This is a genomic window from Kitasatospora sp. NPDC056181, assembly GCF_042266225.1.
Classification (GTDB): Bacteria; Actinomycetota; Actinomycetes; order Streptomycetales; family Streptomycetaceae; genus Kitasatospora.
In genome coordinates this window covers 20728-42042 of sequence record NZ_JBHJUK010000041.1, presented here as the reverse complement: position 1 = coordinate 42042, position 21315 = coordinate 20728, and the positions used below count along the sequence as shown (strand labels likewise).

Annotated in this window: 22 protein-coding genes; 13 read left to right on the top strand and 9 right to left on the bottom strand. The window is 73.2% G+C overall.

Annotated features, from left to right (window positions below; genetic code table 11):
* Positions 1-78: 78 nt before the first annotated feature.
* The 5 genes from ACFC1F_RS17790 to ACFC1F_RS17770 all read left to right on the top strand — a co-directional run bounded on the left by ACFC1F_RS17790 (position 79) and on the right by ACFC1F_RS17770 (position 5899).
* Positions 79-1671, top strand: coding sequence for an ABC transporter ATP-binding protein (locus ACFC1F_RS17790; RefSeq protein WP_376159324.1), 1593 nt, complete (start codon positions 79-81; stop codon positions 1669-1671).
* A gap of 4 nt (positions 1672-1675) precedes the next feature.
* Complete coding sequence (locus tag ACFC1F_RS17785; protein ID WP_376159304.1) at positions 1676-2839, top strand: ABC transporter permease; 1164 nt, start codon at positions 1676-1678, stop codon at positions 2837-2839.
* On the top strand, positions 2836-4101 hold the full coding sequence (locus ACFC1F_RS17780) for an ABC transporter permease (RefSeq protein WP_209416769.1): 1266 nt from the start codon (positions 2836-2838) through the stop codon (positions 4099-4101). Before ACFC1F_RS17785 ends, ACFC1F_RS17780 begins: the two co-directional genes overlap by 4 nt.
* The gene (locus ACFC1F_RS17775; protein ID WP_376159301.1) at positions 4098-4493 is read left to right on the top strand and encodes a cytidine deaminase; all 396 of its coding nucleotides are present in this window, start codon (positions 4098-4100) and stop codon (positions 4491-4493) included. Before ACFC1F_RS17780 ends, ACFC1F_RS17775 begins: the two co-directional genes overlap by 4 nt.
* A gap of 128 nt (positions 4494-4621) precedes the next feature.
* Positions 4622-5899 (top strand): thymidine phosphorylase, encoded by a 1278-nt coding sequence (locus ACFC1F_RS17770; protein WP_209416767.1) that lies wholly within the window; start codon positions 4622-4624, stop codon positions 5897-5899.
* A gap of 27 nt (positions 5900-5926) precedes the next feature.
* On the opposite strand, the gene ACFC1F_RS17765 is transcribed toward ACFC1F_RS17770, so the two are convergent.
* From ACFC1F_RS17765 to ACFC1F_RS17755, 3 genes are all read right to left on the bottom strand, one after another.
* Positions 5927-6481, bottom strand: coding sequence for a Uma2 family endonuclease (locus tag ACFC1F_RS17765; protein WP_376159299.1), 555 nt, complete (start codon positions 6479-6481; stop codon positions 5927-5929).
* Positions 6482-6523: 42 nt separating this feature from the next.
* Positions 6524-7198 carry an alpha/beta fold hydrolase gene (locus tag ACFC1F_RS17760; protein ID WP_209416766.1) on the bottom strand — a complete coding sequence of 225 codons (675 nt, stop codon included), beginning with the start codon at positions 7196-7198 and terminating at the stop codon, positions 6524-6526.
* A gap of 90 nt (positions 7199-7288) precedes the next feature.
* A complete protein-coding gene (locus tag ACFC1F_RS17755) occupies positions 7289-8578 on the bottom strand; it encodes an MFS transporter (RefSeq protein WP_376159297.1) in 1290 nt (429 codons plus the stop codon).
* A 119-nt stretch (positions 8579-8697) separates the two neighbouring features.
* Here ACFC1F_RS17755 and ACFC1F_RS17750 point away from each other — a divergent pair, with 119 nt between their 5' ends.
* The 3 genes from ACFC1F_RS17750 (at position 8698) to ACFC1F_RS17740 (ending at position 11467) form a co-directional block, all read left to right on the top strand.
* Positions 8698-9651, top strand: coding sequence for a LysR family transcriptional regulator (locus tag ACFC1F_RS17750; protein WP_148644483.1), 954 nt, complete (start codon positions 8698-8700; stop codon positions 9649-9651).
* 110 nt (positions 9652-9761) lie between these two features.
* Positions 9762-10910 carry an adenosine deaminase gene (locus ACFC1F_RS17745; RefSeq protein ID WP_209416764.1) on the top strand — a complete coding sequence of 383 codons (1149 nt, stop codon included), beginning with the start codon at positions 9762-9764 and terminating at the stop codon, positions 10908-10910.
* Between the two features lie 203 nt (positions 10911-11113).
* A complete protein-coding gene (locus tag ACFC1F_RS17740) occupies positions 11114-11467 on the top strand; it encodes a hypothetical protein (RefSeq protein ID WP_376159294.1) in 354 nt (117 codons plus the stop codon).
* 126 nt (positions 11468-11593) lie between these two features.
* Here the strand turns inward: ACFC1F_RS17740 and ACFC1F_RS17735 are convergent, their stop codons facing one another.
* The gene (locus ACFC1F_RS17735) at positions 11594-11776 is read right to left on the bottom strand and encodes a PspC domain-containing protein (protein WP_209416762.1); all 183 of its coding nucleotides are present in this window, start codon (positions 11774-11776) and stop codon (positions 11594-11596) included.
* A gap of 317 nt (positions 11777-12093) precedes the next feature.
* Between ACFC1F_RS17735 and ACFC1F_RS17730 the strand changes: the two genes are divergently transcribed.
* Positions 12094-12927: a MerR family transcriptional regulator gene (locus tag ACFC1F_RS17730; RefSeq protein ID WP_376159292.1), complete on the top strand. Its 834-nt coding sequence runs from the start codon at positions 12094-12096 to the stop codon at positions 12925-12927.
* A 108-nt stretch (positions 12928-13035) separates the two neighbouring features.
* On the opposite strand, the gene ACFC1F_RS17725 is transcribed toward ACFC1F_RS17730, so the two are convergent.
* Positions 13036-13278, bottom strand: coding sequence for an NAD-dependent epimerase/dehydratase family protein (locus ACFC1F_RS17725; protein ID WP_376159290.1), 243 nt, complete (start codon positions 13276-13278; stop codon positions 13036-13038).
* Positions 13279-13819: 541 nt separating this feature from the next.
* Between ACFC1F_RS17725 and aspS the strand changes: the two genes are divergently transcribed.
* Positions 13820-15100: an aspartate--tRNA(Asn) ligase gene (aspS, locus tag ACFC1F_RS17720; RefSeq protein ID WP_376159288.1), complete on the top strand. Its 1281-nt coding sequence runs from the start codon at positions 13820-13822 to the stop codon at positions 15098-15100.
* Positions 15101-15244: 144 nt separating this feature from the next.
* Here aspS and ACFC1F_RS17715 read toward each other — a convergent pair whose 3' ends face one another.
* Positions 15245-15763 (bottom strand): hypothetical protein, encoded by a 519-nt coding sequence (locus tag ACFC1F_RS17715; protein ID WP_376159286.1) that lies wholly within the window; start codon positions 15761-15763, stop codon positions 15245-15247.
* A 148-nt stretch (positions 15764-15911) separates the two neighbouring features.
* Between ACFC1F_RS17715 and ACFC1F_RS17710 the strand changes: the two genes are divergently transcribed.
* The 3 genes from ACFC1F_RS17710 (at position 15912) to ACFC1F_RS17700 (ending at position 18645) form a co-directional block, all read left to right on the top strand.
* Positions 15912-16556 carry a PhzF family phenazine biosynthesis protein gene (locus tag ACFC1F_RS17710; RefSeq protein ID WP_376159284.1) on the top strand — a complete coding sequence of 215 codons (645 nt, stop codon included), beginning with the start codon at positions 15912-15914 and terminating at the stop codon, positions 16554-16556.
* A gap of 216 nt (positions 16557-16772) precedes the next feature.
* On the top strand, positions 16773-18215 hold the full coding sequence (locus ACFC1F_RS17705) for a hypothetical protein (RefSeq protein ID WP_376159282.1): 1443 nt from the start codon (positions 16773-16775) through the stop codon (positions 18213-18215).
* A 55-nt stretch (positions 18216-18270) separates the two neighbouring features.
* Positions 18271-18645 carry a ribosomal protein L7/L12 gene (locus tag ACFC1F_RS17700; RefSeq protein ID WP_376159280.1) on the top strand — a complete coding sequence of 125 codons (375 nt, stop codon included), beginning with the start codon at positions 18271-18273 and terminating at the stop codon, positions 18643-18645.
* A gap of 93 nt (positions 18646-18738) precedes the next feature.
* Here ACFC1F_RS17700 and ACFC1F_RS17695 read toward each other — a convergent pair whose 3' ends face one another.
* The 3 genes from ACFC1F_RS17695 to ACFC1F_RS17685 form a co-directional block, all read right to left on the bottom strand.
* Positions 18739-19278, bottom strand: coding sequence for a VanZ family protein (locus tag ACFC1F_RS17695; protein ID WP_376159278.1), 540 nt, complete (start codon positions 19276-19278; stop codon positions 18739-18741).
* 128 nt (positions 19279-19406) lie between these two features.
* Positions 19407-19739: a hypothetical protein gene (locus ACFC1F_RS17690; protein ID WP_376159276.1), complete on the bottom strand. Its 333-nt coding sequence runs from the start codon at positions 19737-19739 to the stop codon at positions 19407-19409.
* Positions 19736-21247: a HAMP domain-containing sensor histidine kinase gene (locus tag ACFC1F_RS17685; protein ID WP_209416751.1), complete on the bottom strand. Its 1512-nt coding sequence runs from the start codon at positions 21245-21247 to the stop codon at positions 19736-19738. The genes ACFC1F_RS17690 and ACFC1F_RS17685 overlap by 4 nt, the downstream gene beginning before the upstream one ends.
* Positions 21248-21315 lie beyond the last annotated feature (68 nt).

Genomic DNA, 21315 nt, shown 5'->3' with positions numbered 1-21315 from the left:
AAGGGCGGTACCCCCAGCGCGGGGACGGCGACACCGGCCGTCGAACTGCGCGGCATCACCAAGCGCTTCCCCGGCGTCGTGGCCAACCACGACATCAACCTCACCGTCCGCACCGGCACCGTGCACGCCCTCATGGGTGAGAACGGCGCCGGCAAGTCGACGCTGATGAAGATCCTCTACGGCATGCAGAAGCCGGACGAGGGCACCATCGCCATCAACGGCGAGCTGTGCGAGTTCAACACCCCGGGCGAGGCCATCGCGCGCGGCATCGGCATGGTGCACCAGCACTTCATGCTCGCCGACAACCTGACCGTCTGGGAGAACGTCGTCCTCGGCGGCGAGAAGCTCTACGGCATCGGCGCCAAGGCCAAGGCGAAGATCAAGGAGATCTCCGACCAGTACGGGCTGGGCGTGCGCCCGGACGCCCTGCTCGAGGACCTCGGCGTGGCCGACCGCCAGCGGGTCGAGATCCTCAAGGTGCTCTACCGCGGCGCCAAGATCCTCATCCTCGACGAGCCCACCGCGGTGCTCGTCCCGCAGGAGGTCGACGCGCTCTTCGACAACCTGCGCGAGCTCAAGGCCGAGGGCGTCACCGTCATCTTCATCTCGCACAAGCTGCACGAGGTGCTGGCGGTGGCGGACGCGATCAGCGTCATCCGGCGCGGCACCACGGTCGGCGACGCGGACCCGCGCACCGTCACGGCGCGCCAGCTCGCCGAGCTGATGGTCGGCGCCGAGCTGCCCTCCCCGGAGAGCCGCGAGTCGACCGTCACCACCAACGAGATGCTCGACGTCCAGGGCCTGCGGATCGCCAAGACCGACGCCGAGGGCATCGAGCGCGTGGTGCTGGACGACATCTCGCTGCGCATCCACAAGGGCGAGATCCTCGGCATCGCCGGCGTCGAGGGCAACGGCCAGGCCGAACTGGTCGAGGCCATCATGGGCATGCTCCCGCTGGACGGCGGGACGGTCACCCTGGACGGCAAGGACCTCTCCGGCTCGCTCACCCGCTCCCGCCGCGAGGCCGGCATCGGGTACATCCCCGAGGACCGCCACCGGCACGGCCTGCTGCTGGAGGCCCCGCTCTGGGAGAACCGGATCCTCGGCCACGTCACCGAGAGCCCGAACTCCAGGGGCGTGCTGCTCGACCCGGCCGCCGCCCGCAGGGACACCCAGCGGATCGTCGACGAGTACGACGTCCGCACCCCCGGCATCGAGGTCACCGCGGCCTCCCTCTCCGGCGGCAACCAGCAGAAGCTGATCATCGGCCGCGAGATGAGCCACCAGCCCAAGCTGCTGATCGCCGCCCACCCCACCCGCGGTGTGGACGTCGGCGCGCAGGCGCAGATCTGGGAGCACATCCGCACCGCCCAGCGGGCCGGCCTCGCGGTGCTGCTGATCTCCGCCGACCTGGACGAGCTGATCGGCCTCTCCGACACCATCCGGGTGATCTACCGCGGCCGTCTGGTCGCCGACGCCGACCCGGCCACGGTCACCGCCGAGGACCTGGGTACCGCCATGACCGGTGCGGCCCGCGGCCACATCGAGTCCGAGGCGGACGCCGTGGAGGAGTTCCACGCGACCCTGGCCGAGGGCACCGAGGCCGCCGCAGGGGACGACGCCCCGTCCGAGACCCCCACCGACACCGCCGACCCGCAGGCGGGGGAGTAGCCACATGACCAGTCCCAACCCCGCCGCCCCCGCGGCCAAGAGCTCGCTGGCGCAGCGGTTCAGCGTCGAGAAGATCGTGCTCGCCCTCGCGGCGCCGGTACTCGCCGTCGTGCTGTCGGTGGCGATCTGCTCGGTCCTGCTGGCGACCTCGGGCAAGAACCCGTTCGACGCCTGGGACGTGATGGTCACGTTCGGCACCAAGGCCGACGGCCAGGTGCTGATCCTGAACCGGGCCACCACGTACTACCTGGCCGCCGCGGCCGCCGCGTTCGGCTTCCGGATGAACCTCTTCAACATCGGTGTCGAGGGCCAGTACAAGGTCGCGGCGCTGTTCGCGGCGTACGTCGGCAGCCGGCTCGACCTGCCGTCGTTCATCCAGATCCCGCTGCTGCTGATCACCGCCATGCTGGTCGGCGGCCTGTACGCGAGCATCGCCGGTCTGCTGAAGGTCTTCCGCGGCGTCAGCGAGGTCATCTCGACCATCATGCTGAACGCGATCGCGATCGCCATCGTCGGTCTGCTGCTCGTCCCCGGCATCTTCGCGCCGGAGAAGGGCGGCACCACCAACGCGATCCAGACCGCCCCGGTCTCGGAGTCCAGCCACTTCTTCGCGCTGGACACCAACGGCGGCCCGCTCTACGGCTTCCTCTTCATCGCGATCCTGGTCGGCGTGGCGTTCCAGTTCACCCTGACCCGCACCCGCTTCGGCTTCGACCTGCGGGCCACCGGCCGCTCGGAGTCCGCGGCCACCGCGTCCGGCGTGAACGTCAAGCGCATGATCGTCATCTCGATGCTGGTCTCCGGTGCGCTGGCCGGCCTGATCGGCCTGCCCGAGCTGCTGCAGAACTCGTACTACTTCGGCCAGAGCTTCCAGCCCGGCCTCGGCTTCCTGGGCATCTCGGTCGCGCTGCTGGGCCGCAACAGCCCGATCGGCATGGCCTTCTCGGCGCTGCTCTTCTCCTTCCTGGACACCACCGGCGCGCTGCTGCCGAACCAGGGCGGGTTCCCGCAGGAGATCGTCCCGGTCATGCAGGGCACCATCGTCATCTGCGTCGTCGTCGCGTACGAGCTGGTGCGTCGTTACGGCCTCAAGCGCCAGCAGCAGAAGGTCGGCGCCGAACTCGCCGCCCAGGCCGCCGCCAACGAGAAGAAGGAGGTGTCGGCATGAGTACCGCCACCGCTGCCCGTGCGAAGGCGCCGGGCGCCCCCGCCAAGAAGCGCAAGATGTCCTGGCCCGTGGTACTGCTGCTGATCGCCGGCGCCCTGGTCCTCTTCTCCGCCGTGGGCATGGCCACCGGCAACCACTCGCTGACCTCCTCCGGTCAGGTCACCGCCGCGCTGAGCGCCGCCGTGCCGATCGGCATGGCCGGTCTGGGCGGTCTCTGGTCCGAGCGGGCCGGCGTGGTCAACATCGGCCTCGAAGGCATGATGGTCGCCGGCACCTTCTGCGGCGCCTGGGCCGGTTACCTGTACAACCCGTGGGTCGGTCTGCTGGCCGGCATGCTCGGCGGCGCGCTCGGCGGCCTGCTGCACGCCGTCATCACCGTCACCTTCGGCGTCGACCACATCGTCTCCGGCGTCGGCATCAACCTGCTGATCCCCGGCATCTGTGCGTACGTCAACCGGATCTACTACAAGGACTACATCTCCGTCGGCGCCGGTGCGAACCAGTCCCCGCCGGCCGATCCGCTGCCGTACATCACCATCCCCGGCCTCTCCTCGTGGCTGAAGGACATCGAGACCAACCACTGGTTCCTGGTGTCGGACGTGGCGGGCGTGCTCGGCGGCCTGGTCACCAACATCTCCGTGGTGGTGCCGCTGGCCGGTGCGCTGATCGTGGCCACCTACTTCATCCTCTGGCGCACGGTGTTCGGCCTGCGCCTGCGCTCCTGCGGCGAGAACCCGACCGCGGCCGAGTCGCTGGGCGTCAACGTCTACAAGTACAAGTACTACGCGGTCGTCGCCTCCGGTGCCTTCGCGGGTCTCGGCGGTGCGTACCTCTCGCTGGTCGCCGCGCACTTCTACAAGGACGGCCAGACCCTCGGCCGGGGCTTCATCGGCCTCGCGGCGATGATCTTCGGCAACTGGCTGCCGGGCGGCCTCGCCATGGGCGCCGGCCTGTTCGGCTTCACCGACAGCCTCCAGCTCCGTGACCCGGAGTCGGTGCACGTGCTGATCCTGACGGTCGCGATCGCGATGTTCCTGCTGGCGCTCTGGCACGTGTACCGCCGCAAGATGACCAGCGCGGTGATCACCTTCGTGGTCTCCGGCGGCCTGTTCGCCTGGTACGCGACCACCGACGAGGTGCAGCGTCCGCTGATCGTCGCCACGCCGTACGTGATCACCCTGGTGGTGCTCTCGCTGGCCTCGCAGCGGCTGCGTCCGCCGAAGGCCGACGGCCAGATCTACCGCAAGGGCGAGGGCAAGTGACGCCCGCCCCGGCGGTCGACTGGGAGGCGCTGCGCGCGGCCGCGCGCGAGGCGATGGGCCACGCCTACGCCCCGTACAGCAAGTTCCCGGTCGGCGCGGCGGCGCTGGTGGACGACGGGCGGCTGGTCACCGGCTGCAACGTGGAGAACGCCTCGTACGGGCTCGGCCTCTGCGCCGAGTGCGGCCTGGTCTCCGCGCTGTACGCGAGCGGCGGCGGCCGGCTGACCGCGTTCACCTGTGTGGACGGGGGCGGTCAGCTGCTGATGCCGTGCGGTCGTTGCCGCCAGCTGCTGTACGAGCACGGCGGTCCGGAAATGCTGATCGAGCTGCCGTCCGGCGTGAAGCCGATGAGTGACGTCTTGCCCGACGCGTTCGGGCCGGAGCGGCTCTAGTCTTTGCCTTTGTTACGCGCGTAGAGTGTCGCGAGTGGGCCGCAATCCGGCCACCTCGCGACACTCTTCGCTTTTCACAGCCTTTCGAATCACAGCTTTCGAACCCCTCCGGTAGCAATGGAGCAGCCATGGACGCCATCTCCGTCATCAGGACCAAGCGCGACCGCGGAGAGCTGAGCGACGCTCAGATCGACTGGGTCATCGACGCCTACACCCGCGGCGACGTCGCCGACGAGCAGATGTCCGCCCTCGCCATGGCCATCCTGCTCAACGGCATGAACCTGCGGGAGATCAGCCGCTGGACCGACGCGATGATCCGCTCCGGCGTCCGGATGGACTTCTCCTCGCTGGCGCAGCCGACCAGCGACAAGCACTCCACCGGCGGCGTCGGCGACAAGATCACCCTGCCGCTCGCCCCGCTGGTCGCCGCCTGCGGCGCCGCCGTCCCGCAGCTCTCCGGCCGCGGCCTCGGCCACACCGGCGGGACCCTCGACAAGCTGGAGTCCATCCCCGGCTGGCGCGCCCTGCTCTCCAACGAGGAGATGCTCCAGGTGCTGCGCGACGCCGGCGCGGTGATCTGTGCGGCCGGCGACGGCCTCGCCCCCGCCGACAAGAAGCTGTACGCCCTGCGCGACGTCACCGGCACCGTCGAGGCGATCCCGCTGATCGCCTCCTCGATCATGTCCAAGAAGATCGCCGAGGGCACCGGTGCCCTGGTGCTGGACGTCAAGGTCGGCTCCGGCGCCTTCATGAAGAACCTCGACGACGCCCGTGAGCTGGCCCGCACCATGGTCGGCCTCGGCACCTCGGCCGGCGTCAACACCGTCGCCCTGCTCACCGACATGTCCACCCCGCTCGGCCTCACCGCGGGCAACGCGCTGGAGGTCCGCGAGTCGGTCGAGGTGCTGGCCGGCGGCGGCCCCGCCGACGTCGTCGAGCTGACCATCGCGCTGGCCCGCGAGATGCTCGCCGCGGCCGGCGTGCACGGCAAGGACCCGGCCGACGCGCTGCGCGACGGCTCCGCGATGGACCACTGGCGCCGCATGATCGCCGCCCAGGGCGGCGACGTCGACGCCCCGCTGCCCGTCGCCCGCGAGCAGCACGTCATCACCGCCCCGGCCTCGGGCGTCCTCACCACGCTGGACGCGTACGCCGTCGGCGTCTGCGCCTGGCGCCTCGGCGCGGGCCGCGCCCGCAAGGAGGACCCGGTGCAGGCCGGCGCCGGCGTCGAGATGCACGCCAAGCCCGGCGACACCGTGGTGGCCGGCCAGCCCCTGCTGACCCTGCACACCGACACCCCCGAGCGCTACGACTACGCCGTCGAGGCGCTCGCCGGCGGCATCGAGGTCGCCCCGGCCGGCACGCCGTTCACCCCGAACCCGATCGTGCTGGACCGTATTGCGTGAGCCGCACGTCTGCTCACGTACGCCTGATCAGGCGTACGTGAGCAGACCGCTGGTGTCGAGGGTCCACGGGCCGACGGTGACGGTGTCGCCGAAGGCGAACTCCTTGCGCGAGGTGTAGCCGGGTTCGTCGTGGATGATGCCGGTGCCCTTGCGCGGGTCCACGAGCAGGTAGAGCGGGATGCCCATGGCCGCGTAGTCGCGGACCTTGTTGCGGTAGTCGGTCTCGGGATTGGACTTCGAGACGATCTCGACGACCAGCAGGACCTCGTGCGGCAGGAGCGCGGGCTGGTCGCCTTCGAGAGCCTTCTCGGAGAACACCATCAGGTCGGGATTCCGCAGTCGGCCGAGCCCGGCGTCCTCCAGGTCGGCGCCGCCGTGAGCGATGCGGCCGGGATGTGTCTGGGGAAGCTGGGCGTTCAGCTGCCGGGCGATGCGGATGACGGCGAGCTCGTGCCGCTTGACCGGCGACGCCGTCACCACGATCGCGCCGTCGGCGATCTCGACCTTCCCGATCCCCGGTACCTGTGGAAGCCGGTCCGCGATCTCACGCAACCGGGCGTACGCGGCAGGGTCGATGCTCACGGCCCGGAGCGTACCGGCGGCCGCCGACAGCCGGGGCGGTCGTCACCCGGCGGCGGCGAGGGTGATCTTGAGGAACTCGTCCGGCGCCTCGCGGACCAGGTCGTGGCCGACGGGGAGGGTGTGGACGGTCCAGGCGGGGTCGTTGCGGACGCGGGCGACCGTCTCCAGGAACGGGGTGTCCGGGAAGCGCTCGGCGTGGATGTAGGTGCGGCGGGTGACGGCGTCGGCCGCACCGGTGAGGGTGACCGGCTGGAACAGGCTGGCCAGCGGGTGGACCGTGGCACGCGGGTCGAGGAACGGGCTGAGGCCTACCACGGTGGAGCCGTCGCCCGCGGCGGCGCCGGCCAGGTAGCGCTGCTTCCAGACCTCGTTGACGATCTGGTAGGCCGACTCGCCGTCACGCGGGACGAAGGCGTCCGCGTAGACCAGCGCCCCGATCCGCTCCGGCGCCCGGTCGGCCACCCCGGAGGCGACCATCCCTCCGTAGCTGTGCCCGACCAGTACGACGTCGGTGAGCTGCTCGGCCTCCAGCGTCCCCAGCACGTCCTGGATGTGCGTGTCCAGGTTGACCGCCGCGTTGTTCAGGTGCCCGCGCTCGCTCACCCCGGTCAGCGTCAGCGGGTACACCTCGTGCCCGGCGGCCCGCAGGCCGTCGGTGAGCGGCCGGTACCACCAGGCGCCGTGCAGCATGCCGGGGATGAGAACGAAGGTCGCCATGGTGCTTTCCTCTGGTCGGGCCGGCGGGACGAGGGGAACGCTATGGCGGATACCTGACACCCTGCGTCAGGTATCCGCCGTGAGGCGCGGTCAGTGGGCGGCCCGGACGCCGCGGCGGGCGGTGTGGGCCTGGCGGGTGGCGTAGAGGGTGACGGCGGCGGCGAGGGTCATGGCGGTGAGGCCGACGGCGGCGGCGCCGGACCAGCCGGTGGAGTGGTAGGCGTCGGCGCCGACGGTGCCTCCGATGCTGTTGCCCAGGTAGTAGGCGATCAGGTAGAGCGCGGAGGCCTGGGCGCGGCCCTCGGTGGCGGTGCGGCCGACGGCCGAGGAGGCGGTGGCGTGGCCGGCGAAGAAGCCGGCGGTGATCAGGACCAGGCCGAGCAGGGCGCAGACCAGCGAGCCGGCGAGGGAGAGCAGCAGGCCGGCGGCGGTCACGCCGATGGCGACGTAGAGGGCGCCGCGGCGGCCGAGGCGGCCGGAGAGGCGTCCGGCGGCGGCCGAGGTGCCGGTGCCGACCAGGTAGACCACGAAGATCGAGGCGGCGACCGACTCCGGCAGGTGGAACGGCGCGGAGACCAGGCGGTAGCCGACGGTGTTGTAGACAGCGCCGAACACGGCCATGAAGAGCAGCCCGAGCGCGTACAGCCGGACCAGCAGCGGGTTGCGCAGGTGCCGGCCGACGGTGCGGGCGAGGGCGCGGGCGTCCACCGGCACCGGGGTGAAGTGGCGGGCGGCGGGGATCAGCAGCCGGAAGGCGAGCGCCGCGAGCAGCGCGAGGGCGGCGGAGGCGGCCAGGCCCCAGCGCCAGCCGAAGCCGGCCGCGACCCAGCCGGAGAGCAGCCGGCCACCCATGCCGCCGATGCTGTTGCCGGCCACGTACAGGCCCATCGCGGAGGCGAGGGCGCTGGGGTGGACCTCCTCGGCGAGGTAGGCCATCGCGGTGGCGGGCAGTCCGGCGAGGGCGGCGCCCTGGAGGACGCGCAGGACGACCAGGGTGGTGAGGTCCGGGGCGAACGGCAGGGCGAGGGCGAGGGCGGAGGCGGCCAGGGTGGAGGCCGTCATCACCGCGGTGCGCCCGTACCGGTCGGAGAGCGCGCTGGCCGGGAGCAGGGCGAGGGCGAGGCCGAGGGTGGCGGCCGACGCCGTCCAGCTGGCCTGGCCGGGGGTGAGGTCGAGGTCGGCCGACAGGACCGGCAGCAGGCCCTGGGTCGAGTAGAGCAGGACGAAGGTCGCGACACCGGCGGCGAAGAGGGCGAGGTTGGCGCGTCGGAAGGCGCGCTGCCCGGGGCGGTGGCGGTCGTCCGCGGTTGCGGTGCGGAGGGACGGCTGGGCGAGGGCATCCGGAGTGGCCACGGATGCCCCGGTACTGGAGGGCTGCATGACGTCGACGTTAGGCCCGCCCCAGCTGATGCGTCCAATGCATGATCGGCCGATAATCCATACGTCAGAGCATGAGTCGAGGTCGTCGTGGTGAAGGTGGCGCAGAGGTGACGGACGGCATGGCGGAACCCGGGCTGCCGCACCGGCTCGCCGAGTTGGGGCCGGAGGAGCCGGCCGCCCTGCTCGCGCCCCGGCTGGCCCAGTTCGCGGCGGTGGCCCGGCTGGAGCACGTGACGCAGGCGGCCGCGCTGCTGGGCGTGCCGCAGCCGACGCTGTCCCGGGCGGTGGCCCGGCTGGAGGCGGAGCTGGGCGTGGACCTGCTGGCCCGTCAGGGCCGGACGGTCCGGCTGACCCGGGCCGGGCGGCTGCTGCTGGCCTCGGTGGAGCGCGCCCTGGCCGAGGTCGAGCGCGGCGCCGAGGCGGCCCGGGCGGAGGCGGACCCGGCGGCCGGGCGGGTCGCGTTCGGCTTCCTCCACACCATGGGGACGGACGCCGTCCCGGCGCTCCTGCGGGGGTTCCGGGCGGCGCACCCGCAGGTGCGCTTCCAGCTGGTGCAGGACTACGTCGGCGCGATGCTGGAGCGGCTGCGCGCCGGCGAGCTGGACCTCTGCCTGGTCGCCCCGGTGCCCGACGACGACCCGGCGCTGGTGGCGCGGCGGCTGGACGAGCAGCGACTGAACCTGGTCGTCCCGGCCGACCACCGGCTCGCCGGGCGGCGCCGGATCCGGCTGGCCGAGGTCGCCGAGGACCCGTTCGTCGGGCTGGAGCGCGGCTACGGGCTGCGCGCGATCACCGACGGGTTCTGCGCGGAGGCCGGCTTCGTGCCCCGGATCGCGTTCGAGGGGGAGGAGGCGGAGACGCTGCGCGGCCTGGTCGCGGCCGGGCTGGGGGTGGCGCTGCTGCCGCCCGCGCTGGTGCCGCGGCCGGGGGTGGTGGAGCTGGAGGTGACGGCGCCGCGGACCAGGCGGGCGATCGGGCTGGCGTGGGCGGCGGGCCGGCCGCTGACCCCGCCGGTGGCGGCGTTCCGGGACTTCGTGCTGTCGCGGCGGGGGCGGTTGTTGCAGCACGACTGAGGCCTCCCCGGGGCCGCCGATCGTCCAGTCGGTGGAATTCCAGGTGCACATCGGCCGAACCGGAGTGTGGGGTGTGGCCTGTCTACGCGCGTAGGAGCTACACTCCCGCAATGGAGAACCAGATCCCTGTCACCACCGCGGGCACCGGCCCCCGGATTCCCACCCCCGACCAGATCGCCCGCGCCCCCAAGGTGCTCCTGCACGACCACCTCGACGGCGGGCTGCGCCCGGAGACCATCGTCGAGCTGGCCGCCGCGGTCGGCTACGAGGGCCTCCCCACCAAGGACCCGAAGGCACTCGGCGAGTGGTTCCGCGAGGCCGCCGACTCCGGCTCGCTGGTCCGCTACCTGGAGACCTTCGCGCACACCTGCGCCGTGATGCAGACCCGCGAGGCGCTGATCAAGGTCGCCGCCGACTGCGCCGAGGACCTGGCCGCCGACGGCGTCGTCTACGCCGAGGTCCGCTACGCCCCCGAGCAGCACCTGGAGGGCGGCCTGACCCTCGACGAGGTCGTCGAGGCCGTCCAGGAGGGCTTCCGCCTCGGCGAGGCGAACGCCCGCGCCGCCGGCCACCGCATCCGCATCGGCACCCTGATCACCGCGATGCGCCACGCCGCCCGCTCCTCCGAGATCGCCGAGCTGGCCAACCGCCACCGCGACTCGGGCGTCGTCGGCTTCGACATCGCCGGCGCCGAGGCCGGGTACCCCCCCACCCGCCACCAGGCCGCCTTCGACTACCTCAAGGGCGAGAACAACCACTTCACCATCCACGCGGGCGAGGCCTTCGGCCTGCCGTCGATCTGGGAGGCCCTGCAGTGCTGCGGCGCCGACCGGCTCGGCCACGGCGTCCGCATCGTCGACGACATCACGGTGAACGAGGACGGCAGCGTCGAGCTCGGCCGGCTGGCCGCGTACGTGCGCGACAAGCGCATCCCGCTGGAGATGTGCCCGACCTCGAACCTCCAGACGGCGGCGGCCACTTCGTACGCCGAGCACCCGATCGGGCTGCTCAGCCGACTGAAGTTCCGGGTGACGGTCAACACCGACAACCGCCTGATGAGCGGCACCAGCATGAGCCGCGAGTTCGAGCACCTGGTGGAGGCGTTCGGCTACACGCTGGGCGACATGGAGTGGTTCACGGTGAACGCGATGAAGTCGGCGTTCCTGCCGTTCGACGAGCGGCTGGCGATGATCAGCGACGTGATCAAGCCGGGCTACGCCGAGCTCAAGGCGGAGTGGCTGTTCAGCGCCGGCTCCTGAGGGCGGCGGCGTGGTCGGATGAACGCCTTTGTCCCGTAAGGGCGTTGGCGTTCATCTGACTACCCACTCGTGTGGGTTAACCGCCTTTGATCCTCGTGCGATCCAATCACTACGGTGTGCCAGTCAACGCCGACCGGCCGTGGCGGCGGAACCCGCTGCCTGCCGTGAATGTCGGCCACCGACGAGGATCCAAGGGGACGAACATGAAGCAGGCCACTCTCAAGGCCGCCGGTACCGCCGTGCTCGGCATCGCCATTGCGGCGGTCGGCGCCGGCAGCGCGTCCGCCGACCCCGCTGCGGCCGGTGGCCTCGGGCTTCCCACCGGTGCGGTGACCAACCCGGCCGTCACCGGTGCCGTCGTCGACACCGCCGGCAAGCTGCCCGGCGGTGACAAGGTGGCCGGCACCCTCGGCACCCTCGCCCCGAGCGCCGGCCAGGCCGTCGCCCCGGCGGCCGACGCCGCACCCCGCGCCGCCGTCCCGAGCGTTCCCGGCCTGAGCAGCACCCCGCTCGGCGGGCTGACCCAGACCCTGCCGCTGCCCGGCCTCGGCGGCTGACCCGACCGTCGTACGGAGGGCCGTCCGCACCCCGGTGATCCCGGGGCGTGGGCGGCCCTGCGGTGTTCCGGGGCTCGCGGTGCTCCGGGGGCTCCGGTTCCGCGGGGCGCCCGCCGCCCCCCGCGGTCACGGCTCCTGGGGGAGCAGCAGCCAGAGCGCCAGGTAGATCAGGAACTGCGGGCCGGGCAGCAGGCAGGACGCCAGGAAGATGATCCGGACGGTCCACGGCGTCAGGCCGAAGCGCTCGGCGATCCCGGCGCAGACGCCGGCGATGACGCGGTGGTGACGGGGGCGGGCGAGGCGGCTCATGGCGGTCTCCCTGGTCTTCGCGCCTGGCCCGGTCCCTCCGGTCGGCGTACTTCCATGCTCCGCCGCGGCGGCCGCCGGATCCTCAGCCTGGATGGCGATCCCGTCCCGGACCTCCGTCCCCTGCAAGGCGGACGGACTCTCGGGGTTCACCTCAGGGGCGCCCCGGAGGCCCGCCGCCGGAGGACCGCCGCCGTGGGAGCGCCGCTTCCGGACCGCGCGGGTTCGGCGGGAGACCGGGCCGGGCGGCGCCCCGGGCGGCGTCCGCTCCAGGCACAGGCGCTTGCCTCTGCCCCTGGGGCAGGGGCAAGAGTGGGGGCGTGAACGAGGACTTGATCGGCATCGGTGAGCTCGCGGCCAGGACCGGGCTGAGCCACAAGGCGCTGCGGCTGTACGGGGACCGGGGGCTGCTGCCGCCCGCGCACGTCGACCCGCGGACCGGGTTCCGCCGCTACGGCCCGGACCAGGTCGAGCGGGCCCGGCGCATCGCGCTGCTGCGCGCCGTCGGGATGCCGCTGGCCCTGATCGCCGGGGTGCTGGACCCGGGCGGGGCCGAGTCCGTCCGGCTGCTCGACGTCTACTGGCGCAAGGAGCAGTCCGTGCACGAGGCCCGCCGGGAGGCGGTGGGCTACGCCCGAGAGGTTCTGGCCGGAAGGATTCCGCGCATGTACGAGATGGCCGAGCGCGACGTACCCGAGCAGAAGGTGCTGTTCGTCCGGCGCCACGTCACCGCCGGAGGTCTGCCGGACTTCCTCGGCGGGGCCACCGAGGCGATCTTCGACCACATGCGGTCGACCGGCGCCTGCCCGTCCGGCCCGGTCTTCACCGTGTACCACGGCCTGGTGACCGACGACTCGGACGGCCCGGTCGAGGTCTGCGTCCCGACGACGAACACGGTCGAGCCCGCGGGGCCGATCGGGGTGCGGATCGAGCCCGCGCACCGCGAGGCGTACACGGCCCTGGCGAAGAGGCCCCGGGACTTCGCGACGATGGCCGCCCTGCACGACTCGGTGCTCAGCTGGATCGCCGAGCAGGGGTACGTCCGGGTGGGCGGCTCGCGCGAGGTGTACTACCCGAACTGGGGGACGGCGGAGGAGGGCGAGCACGTGGCGGACGTCGCCGGGGTGTTCGTCCCGGCGGGCGGGGCGGCCTGACCCCGGCGGGCCTGATCCTGACGGGCCTGATCCTGGCGCGGCCGGGGTCCGTTCGTCCGGGGCCGGACCGATGGCGGTCCGGCCCCGTGGGGCGGGCGGCCCGTGCGATCAGGCGAGACCGCGGAGCTTCTCCGGGTTGACCTGGAAGCGCAGGTGGTGGATCCGGCCCTCGGCGACGTCGTAGGCGAGCGCGCCGACCGCGCGCAGCACGGCCTCGCGGTCCAGCAGGTCCGCGCGGACGGTGCTGCCCTCGCCGCGGCCGAGCCCGGCGACCTCGTGTCCCGCCGCGCGCAGCTCCCGGGTGATCTTCCGACCCAGCAGACCGCTCGCCCCCGCCAGCAGTACCTTCATGGCCGTTCCCGCTTTCCTCCGGTGTTCGGCTCCGCGTTCCGGAGTCGTCCATGGGACAGGAGGGCGGGGTGGACGTGACACGCGCGGGAGTGATCCGGGCCACATTCCGTGGCGGGGGTGTGCGGGGGAGCAGGAAGTCGGAGGGGCCGACCTCCCACTCCGGGGTGGGCCGCTCGTCTCCCCTTCACGCCCGCTCCGCGTCCGCGCACGGGGCGGGCGGGCGCACCGGCCGCCCGCGCGCATTTTGCCTTGCGCGGGCGGTGACGCGATGCCTACTCTCCCTGCAACGCGTCGAGGGAGACGAGTACCTCCGGGGCCCGCGAGCCGAGAGAGCCGCCACCAGCTGTGAAGGCGGCCTCGCGTCCGGGAGGGAAGACACTCCTGAGTGCGGGGAGGAAATGCCCCGCCGGCCGGCCCCCGTCACCGGGCCAGCAACGAGGCCGCCGTCCTCCTCGGGCGGTGGCGAAGGTGCGGTGGTACCGCGAGTCCCCTTCTCGCCCGCACTTCCAAGGGATCACCACGACGCCCCCGGAGGGCCGCGATGATCCACCCGACGACCGCCCGTGTCCTGGCCGCCGGACTACCCGGCCACATCGGCGAGTCCATCGAACTCTGCGGCTGGCTGCACCGCCGCCGCGCACTGAAGTCCGTCACCTTCCTCGTCCTGCGGGACCGCTCCGGGCTCGCCCAGGTGGTCGCCCCCGAGGGGGAGGCCGACTTCCCCGAGGAGACGGTGCTGCGGGTCCGAGGCACCGTGACCGCCAACCCCCAGGCGCCGAACGGCGTCGAGCTGACCGCCCCCACCGTCGAGGTGCTGTCCGGCCTCGCCGAGGCGCCGCCGTTCAGCCTCTACCGCCCGGACGTCCGGGCCACCCTTCCCGTCATCCTCGACGGCGCGCCCGTCACGCTGCGGCACCCGCGGCTCGCCGCCCCGCACCGGATCTCCGCCGCCTCGGTGGCCGGGTTCCGCGCGGCGCTCGACGGCCTCGGCTTCACCGAGATCCAGACGCCGAAGGTGGTCTCCTCGGCGACCGAGTCCGGTGCCAACGTGTTCGGCCTCGACTGGTTCGGCCGGCCCGCGTACCTCGCCCAGTCGCCGCAGTTCTTCAAGCAGGCCATGGTCGGCGTCTTCGAGCGCGTCTACGAGACCGGGCCGGTCTTCCGCGCCGAACCGCACGACACCGCCCGCCACCTGGCCCAGTACACCAGCCTCGACGCCGAACTCGGCTTCGTCACCGACCACCGTGAGGTGATGGCCGTCGTCCGCGAGGCCGTCGCCGGGATGCTGGAGTCGGTGAGGACCCGGGCCGCCGGCGCCGTGGAGCTGCTCGGGGCGGAGCTGCCCGTCGTCCCGGCGGAGATCCCGCAGATCCACTTCGCCGACGCGATGCGGCTGCTGGGCGCCGACGAGCCGGACCTCGCACCCGCGCACGAGCGGTGGCTCGGTGAGTGGGCGCTGCGCGAGCACGGCAGCGAGTTCCTCTTCGTGGTCGGCTACCCGATGCGCAAGCGGCCGTTCTACACGCACCCCGAGCCGGGCCGGCCGGAGTACTCCAACAGCTTCGACCTGCTCTTCCGCGGACTGGAGCTGGTCACCGGCGGCCAGCGGCTGCACCGGTACGAGGACTACCTCGCCGCGCTCGCCGCCCGGGGCGAGTCACCGGAGCCGTACGCCGCCTACCTGCGCTCCTTCGCCCACGGCATGCCCCCGCACGGCGGCTTCGCCCTCGGGCTGGAACGGTGGACGGCGCGGCTGACGGGGGCGGACAACGTCCGCCGCACCACGCTCTTCCCCCGGGACCTGCACCGGCTCACGCCGTGACCGGCCCGTCCGCCCGTCGCACATCCGCGACGGGCGGACGGCCGGGACCCCGGCCGGTACGGTCGCGCCCGATGCCCGCCGGGCGCGACCGTCACCAGGGGGAGCGCGGCGCCCGGTCCGGGTTCTCCGTGCCGGCCCGGCGGATCAGACGGCCGGCGGCTGCGGGGCCTGCGGCTGGACGGGCGGAGCGGCCGGAGCCGGAGCGGCCGGGGCGCCCTGCGGCGGGACGGGCGCCGACTGGGCGTACGGGTTGTACTGCGCACCGGGGTGCTGCGGAGCACCCGGGTTGTACGCCGCGCCGGGGCCGAACTGCGCGTTCGGGTCGTACGGCGCGTTCGGGTTGTACGGCGCCGCGCCCGGGACCGGCTGCGGGGCGGGCGTGTTGCCGCGCGCCAGCAGCGCCTTCACCGCGTTGGCTATCAGCAGCAGCGGCAGGACGAACGCCTGGAAGAACATCCGGTACTCGCCGCCCTCGAAGACGAACGCGAGGTAGTACGCGTAGCCCGCGAACGCCATGCCGGCGAGCACGTTGACGGCGCGCCAGCCACCGCTCAGCCCACCACCGAGATTGATGGCGCCGAGGACGACCATGGCGATGCCGCTGATCGCCAGCAGGACGACATACCAGGAGAAAAGGGGTTCGGCGCTGAAGTCGAGATTCACGGAGGCATTCCTGTGGGGAGAGGGGGGTGAGGAGCGACTGCTGATGGGGAACGAGTGCGCACAGTACTGGAGCCCGCCGACATTCGCCCCCGCCTTTTCATCACGGATCAATGACCGGTCCGTGCCACGGCCGTGGTTGGCTGGGCGGATGACTGACTATGAGGTCCTTCGCGTCTTCTGCGGCCCCGACGGTGCGCACGGCAACGAACTCGGCGTGGTCCGCGACGGTGCCGCCCTCCCCAGTGAGACGGACCGGTTGGCGCTCGCCCGCGAACTCGGCTTCAGCGAGACCGTCTTCGTGGACGATGCGGTGCGCGGCGCCGTCGACATCTACACGCCCAGCGTCCGCCTCCCCTTCGCCGGCCACCCGTGCGTCGGCGCGGCCTGGCTGCTCGGGGTGGACCGGCTGGTCACCGCCGCCGGCGCCGTCGGTGTGCGCCACGACGGCGAGTTCACCCGGATCTCGGCGCGCCCGGAGTGGGCGCCCGGGCGGACGACGAAGCAGTACGGCTCGGCCGCGGAGGTGGAGGCCCTGGACGTCCCGCCGCCGGGCGAGTGGATCTACGCCTGGGCCTGGCAGGACGAGGCGGCCGGCACCGTCCGGGCGCGGGCCTTCCCCGGCCGCGGCGACGGGATCGACGAGGACGAGGCCACCGGCGCCGCCGCCCTGCTGCTGACCGCCGAGCTGCGCCGCGACCTGACGATCAGCCAGGGGCGCGGCTCGCAGATCGTCACGGGGCTGCGGGCCGGGGGCCTGATCGAGGTGGGCGGCAGGGTCCGCGCGGCCGGATAGCGGGGGCGGGCGCGGGCCCCGCCCCCACCCGACGTCTCCCGTTCTTCTCCCGGGACGGAAACCCCTTCACGGATGGATCACACCGTCCGATAACATGCCGTCGTTGCTCAGGGTTTGGGGGCGAAGCAGCAGCAGGGGAAATGGCGATCGGCGGCCCCTCACACCCCGGGACCCACCTTCTCCCGGGTACTGCCCGTCTTCTTCCGTGAGGTCCCATTGCGTACTCAGCACCGCAGATTCCTTGCCCTGGCCGCGGCGACCGCCGTGGCCTCCGGCACGGGCCTGGCCGCCGCCCAGGGCGCGCCCGCGGCTCCGGTGTCCGCCGGCGCGACCCAGGCCCCCGGGACCCCCCAGGCCGTCGGATCCACCCAGACCCCCGGGGCCACCCGGGCCGTCGGGAGCACCCAGAACCAGAACGACCCGGTGCTGATCACGCTGGACGGGTTCCCCGGCACGCTCACCGCCGGAGCCCCGGCGGTCGAGTTCACCGCCACCCTCAGGAACTCCGCCGACCACGAGGTCGCCACGCAGAGCGGGTTCACGGTGGCGGACGTCGACGCGGGGATCAGGGAGACCCAGCTCAGGCTGGAGTTCCAGGCACCCGGCAGCACGGAGTGGAGGACGCCCCGGCTCCACGCCGGCGCCAACGTCGGTGCCATGTGGGACCTGGAGGCGTTCGGCGGCGAGCCGCACCTGCCGGCGGGAGCCTCGGTCACCTACCGGCTGCGCCTCGCCGTGACCGCCGACGCCCGTGGCGGCAGGGCGAGCGCGCTCTTCCGCAGCACGGTCTCGGACCCCGGGCTGCCCGCGTGGCAGCAGCCGTCCTACGCCATCAGCCCGCTCGGCTCCTTCACCATCGCCCCCGTCGGGACCCCGACCACGCCGCCCCCGGCTCCGGTCCCGGTGCCCGGTGCCCCGACGCTCGGCATGGACGGGGTGCCGGCCATGTTCACCGGGGGAGCGGCCGCCCAGCCGTTCGGGCTGACGATCGCCAACCACAGCGGCAGGGACATCCGCTTCCTCCCGCAGGTCGCGTTCCAGGGCAACGACGCGCTGACCGCGGCGACGACCCGGCTCGACTTCCAGACGCCCGCGGGCGAGTGGCTGGCCGCCAGCGACGAGGGGCAGAGTGAGCCCGGCCAACTGCGGCTGACGCTCCGGGCGGGCGGCCAGGACCTCACCGTCATCGCCCTGCACGACGGCGAGTCGCGGACGGTGAACGTCCGGCTCTCCTTCACCGCGGACGTCCCGAACAGCACCGCCCAGGTGCTGTTCACCGGCTCCAGCATCCCGCTCGCCCCGGGCGGTACGGAGGTCCGTCACTCGGGCCCGGCGGCCGACTTCGGCATCGCCGCCGCGGCCGCCCCCGGCAGGTCGTCCACCCCGGTGCCGCCCGCCGCCGGCCCGGCCGCCCCGGCCGGGGCCCGGTCGGAGACCCCGGCCTCGTCGGGTGCCGCGGTCGTCCCGGTGTCCCGGTCCACCGGCTCGGTGGCGGGCCCGGCGGCCGTGGCGGCCGCTCCCCAGGACACCAAGCTCGCGTCGACCGGCGGCGGGACGAAGGCGGAGCCGATGGCGATCACCGGTGCCACCGCGGTGGCGATGGGCGTGGGCCTCCTGGTGGTGGCGGGGCGCCGGGCCACGCGGTCGTCCCGGAACTGACGGTCCCGGGCCGTGGCACCGCGGCCCGCCGATCGAGCGCCACAGCGGGGGGAGCGTGGAGGAGCCCGAGTTCGTCGTCGTGCTGACCGACGCGGGGGAGCAGCGGATCGAGGTGATCCGGGCCGTCCGCTCCCTCACCGGTCTCGGCCCCTGGCAGAGCAGCCTGCTGCTGGAGGAGCTTCCGGCCACCGTCGGGGCGGGGTGCCTGCGTGACCTGGACGGCGCCCTGGCCCGGCTGCGGGAAGCGGGTGCGCACGCCATGGCGCGGTGCCGTTCGTGTGGGCGGGACGCGCCGCAGGACGGGACGCTGATCGATCCCGGGCCGTGCGACGCGTCGGCCCCGTGGGCCTCCTACTGCCCGGCGAGCCGCACACCCCCTCGGTGGGGAGTGGTGGACGGGTACTTCGTGGAACTGCCCGACGAGCCGTGACCGACGAGCCGTGACCGACGAGCCGTGACCGACGAGCCGTGCCCGACCAGCCGTGCCCGACCAGCGGTCACCCCCTCAGCGGTGCCGCCCCCCTCAGCGGACGGGGGAGGAGACCGGCTCCGCGTAGACGGCGGCGGGCGCGGCCGGGGCCGGGCGCGGGGTCGCCGGGGGTGCGGCCGGGTGGCGGCGGGCGGCGTGGAGGGCCAGCGAACGGGAGGCGGGGACCAGGGCCAGGTGGGCGGCGGCCACGCCGACGACGGCGAACAGGATGTGGTCGACGTCGAGGACGTGCCCCGGGGTCCAGGAGGAGAGGAACTCCAGCGCGGTGGCCAGCAGGGCCGAGGCGCCGGTGGTGCGGAGGAAGGACGGCAGCCAGGGGGCCCGGAGGCGGCCGCCGGCCAGCGGGAGCAGCACGCCGAGCGGGGCCAGCAGCAGCAGTTCGCCGAGGAGCTGTCCGGCGGTGGAGAAGCGGAGCGACGCCAGCGGCGTCAGGTTGGCGTCGTAGACCCAGGCCACCGGCAGTGGCCGCAGCACCAGCCAGCCGGCCAGCACCAGATGGAGGGTGAGTCCGACGAGGCCCGCCATGCGGAGGGAACGGCGGACGGCCGTCGCCGGCCCGGTCTCGGTCCGCACGCCGGAACGCTCGTCGCGTGTCCTGGTGCCATCTCGCTGCACGCGGGGAAGGACGTGAGCCGGTGGCACGGCGGTTCCACGCGAGGCGTGAACATTCCGGTGCACGCCCGCGAGCCCGGCCGCGCCGGTCACCGGCAGGTCGCGGACGCCGCTGCGGACGGCGTCGGCAGCGCGCTGAACGGGTTGTCCGCAGCGGCGCTGGGCGAGACGACGGCCGGCGACGGCGAGGGCTTCGCGCCCGGCTTCGGCGAGGTGTGGGCGGTGGGGGCCGTCGGGCCGGTGGGCGAGGGGGTGGACAGCGCGGTGGGAATCTGCGGCGCCGTCGGGCAGGCGGTCCGGCTGGCCGGGGCGCCCGCGTCCACCGGGACGGGGGTCGGCCGGATCCCGCAGCCCGTGGCGAGCGCGAGCATCAGCACCGCGCCGGTGGCGGCGGCGGGCAGACGGAACGAACGGGCGCTCACTGCGCACTCTCCTCGGAAGCGGCGGCCGGTGGAGACGGCGGGGTCAACGGCAGCGTCAGCGTGAACACCGCCCCCACCTCCCCGTTGGCGGCCGTGATCGTCCCCCCGTGGATCTGCGCGTTGGCCATCGCGATCGACAGCCCCAGCCCGCTGCCCTCCGAGCGGGCCCGCCCCTTGTCCGCCTTGTAGAACCGGTCGAAGACGTGCGGCAGCACGTCCTCGGGGATGCCGGGACCGCTGTCCGAGACCTCCACCGTGATGGCGTCCTCGGTCTCACGGACCTTCACCCGCACCGGCGAGCCGCCGTGCTTGAGCGCGTTGCCGATGAGGTTGGCGAAGACGACGTCCAGCCGGCGCGGGTCGACGACGGCCCGGACGCCGCGCGGGGCGTCCAGCTCGACGGCGTCGTACCAGGCCCGGCCGTCGATGCAGGACATGATCAGGTCGGCGATGTCCACCTCGTCGGCGACCAGCTTGGCGGTGCCGGCGTCGAAGCGGGTCACCTCCATCAGGTTCTCCACCAGGTCGGACAGGCGCCGGGTCTCACTGACCACCAGCCGCACCGCCGGTTCGATCATCGGGTCCAGCGACTCGGCCTCGTCCTCCAGGATGTCCGTGACGGCGGTCATCGCGGTGAGCGGCGTGCGCAGCTCGTGCGACATGTCGGCGACGAACCGCCGGCTCTGTGCCTCGCGTGCGCTGAGCTCCTCGACCTGCTCGTGCAGCGACTCCGCGGTGCGGTTGAACGTCCTTGCCAGGTCGGCGAGTTCGTCCGAGCCGTCGACCTCCAGGCGGGTGTCCAGATGGCCCTCGCCGAGCCGCCGGGCGGCGTCGCCGAGGCGCTTGACCGGGCGCAGCACCGTCGCCGAGGCGGCCTGGGCGAGCAGCGCCGAGCCGATCAGCGCCAGCAGGGTGGCGATGGCCAGCGACCAGCCGAGCGTGTTGAGGTCGGCCCGCTCGTTCTCCAGCGACTTGAACATGTACGCGGTCGGGCCGGTCGGCACCACCTTGGTGCCGCCGATGACGTACGGGCGGCCCTCCAGGTTCTGCCGCTGCCAGTACAGGTGGTACGCGTACGGGTTGCTCTCGGTGACGTCGCGCTGCTTGGCGACGATGTCCTGGAGCTTGGCCGGGACGTTGGCGAGCGTGTAGCGCGACGGGTCCGAGGAGGCGGTGCAGTCCGGGTGGGCGGCGTCGGTGACCACCACCTCGTAACTGAGCCCGGAGCTGGCGACGGTGGAGGCGAGCTGGGCCAGTTCGGCGCAGGTGGCGTTCAGCGGCAGCTCGGAGACGTTGCGGCTGAGCGAGACCCGGAAGTCGTTGAGCGCGGTGTCCTGGGCGCGCTTGAGCACCGCGTCCCGGTTCAGCCAGTAGGCGATGCCGGAGGCCGAGACGGCGGTGAGCAGCGCGACCGCGGCGAACACGGCGATCAGCCGCACCCTAAGGGAGCGCAGCCGTCGCCACGGGCCCGAGGAGAACCGGCGGGTCGTCGTCTGATGGTCAGTCACGGGAGCCTGTCGTCGCGTACCGGAGGATCGGTGGATCAGAGGGATATCGAGGGGAGCGGGAGGACCCG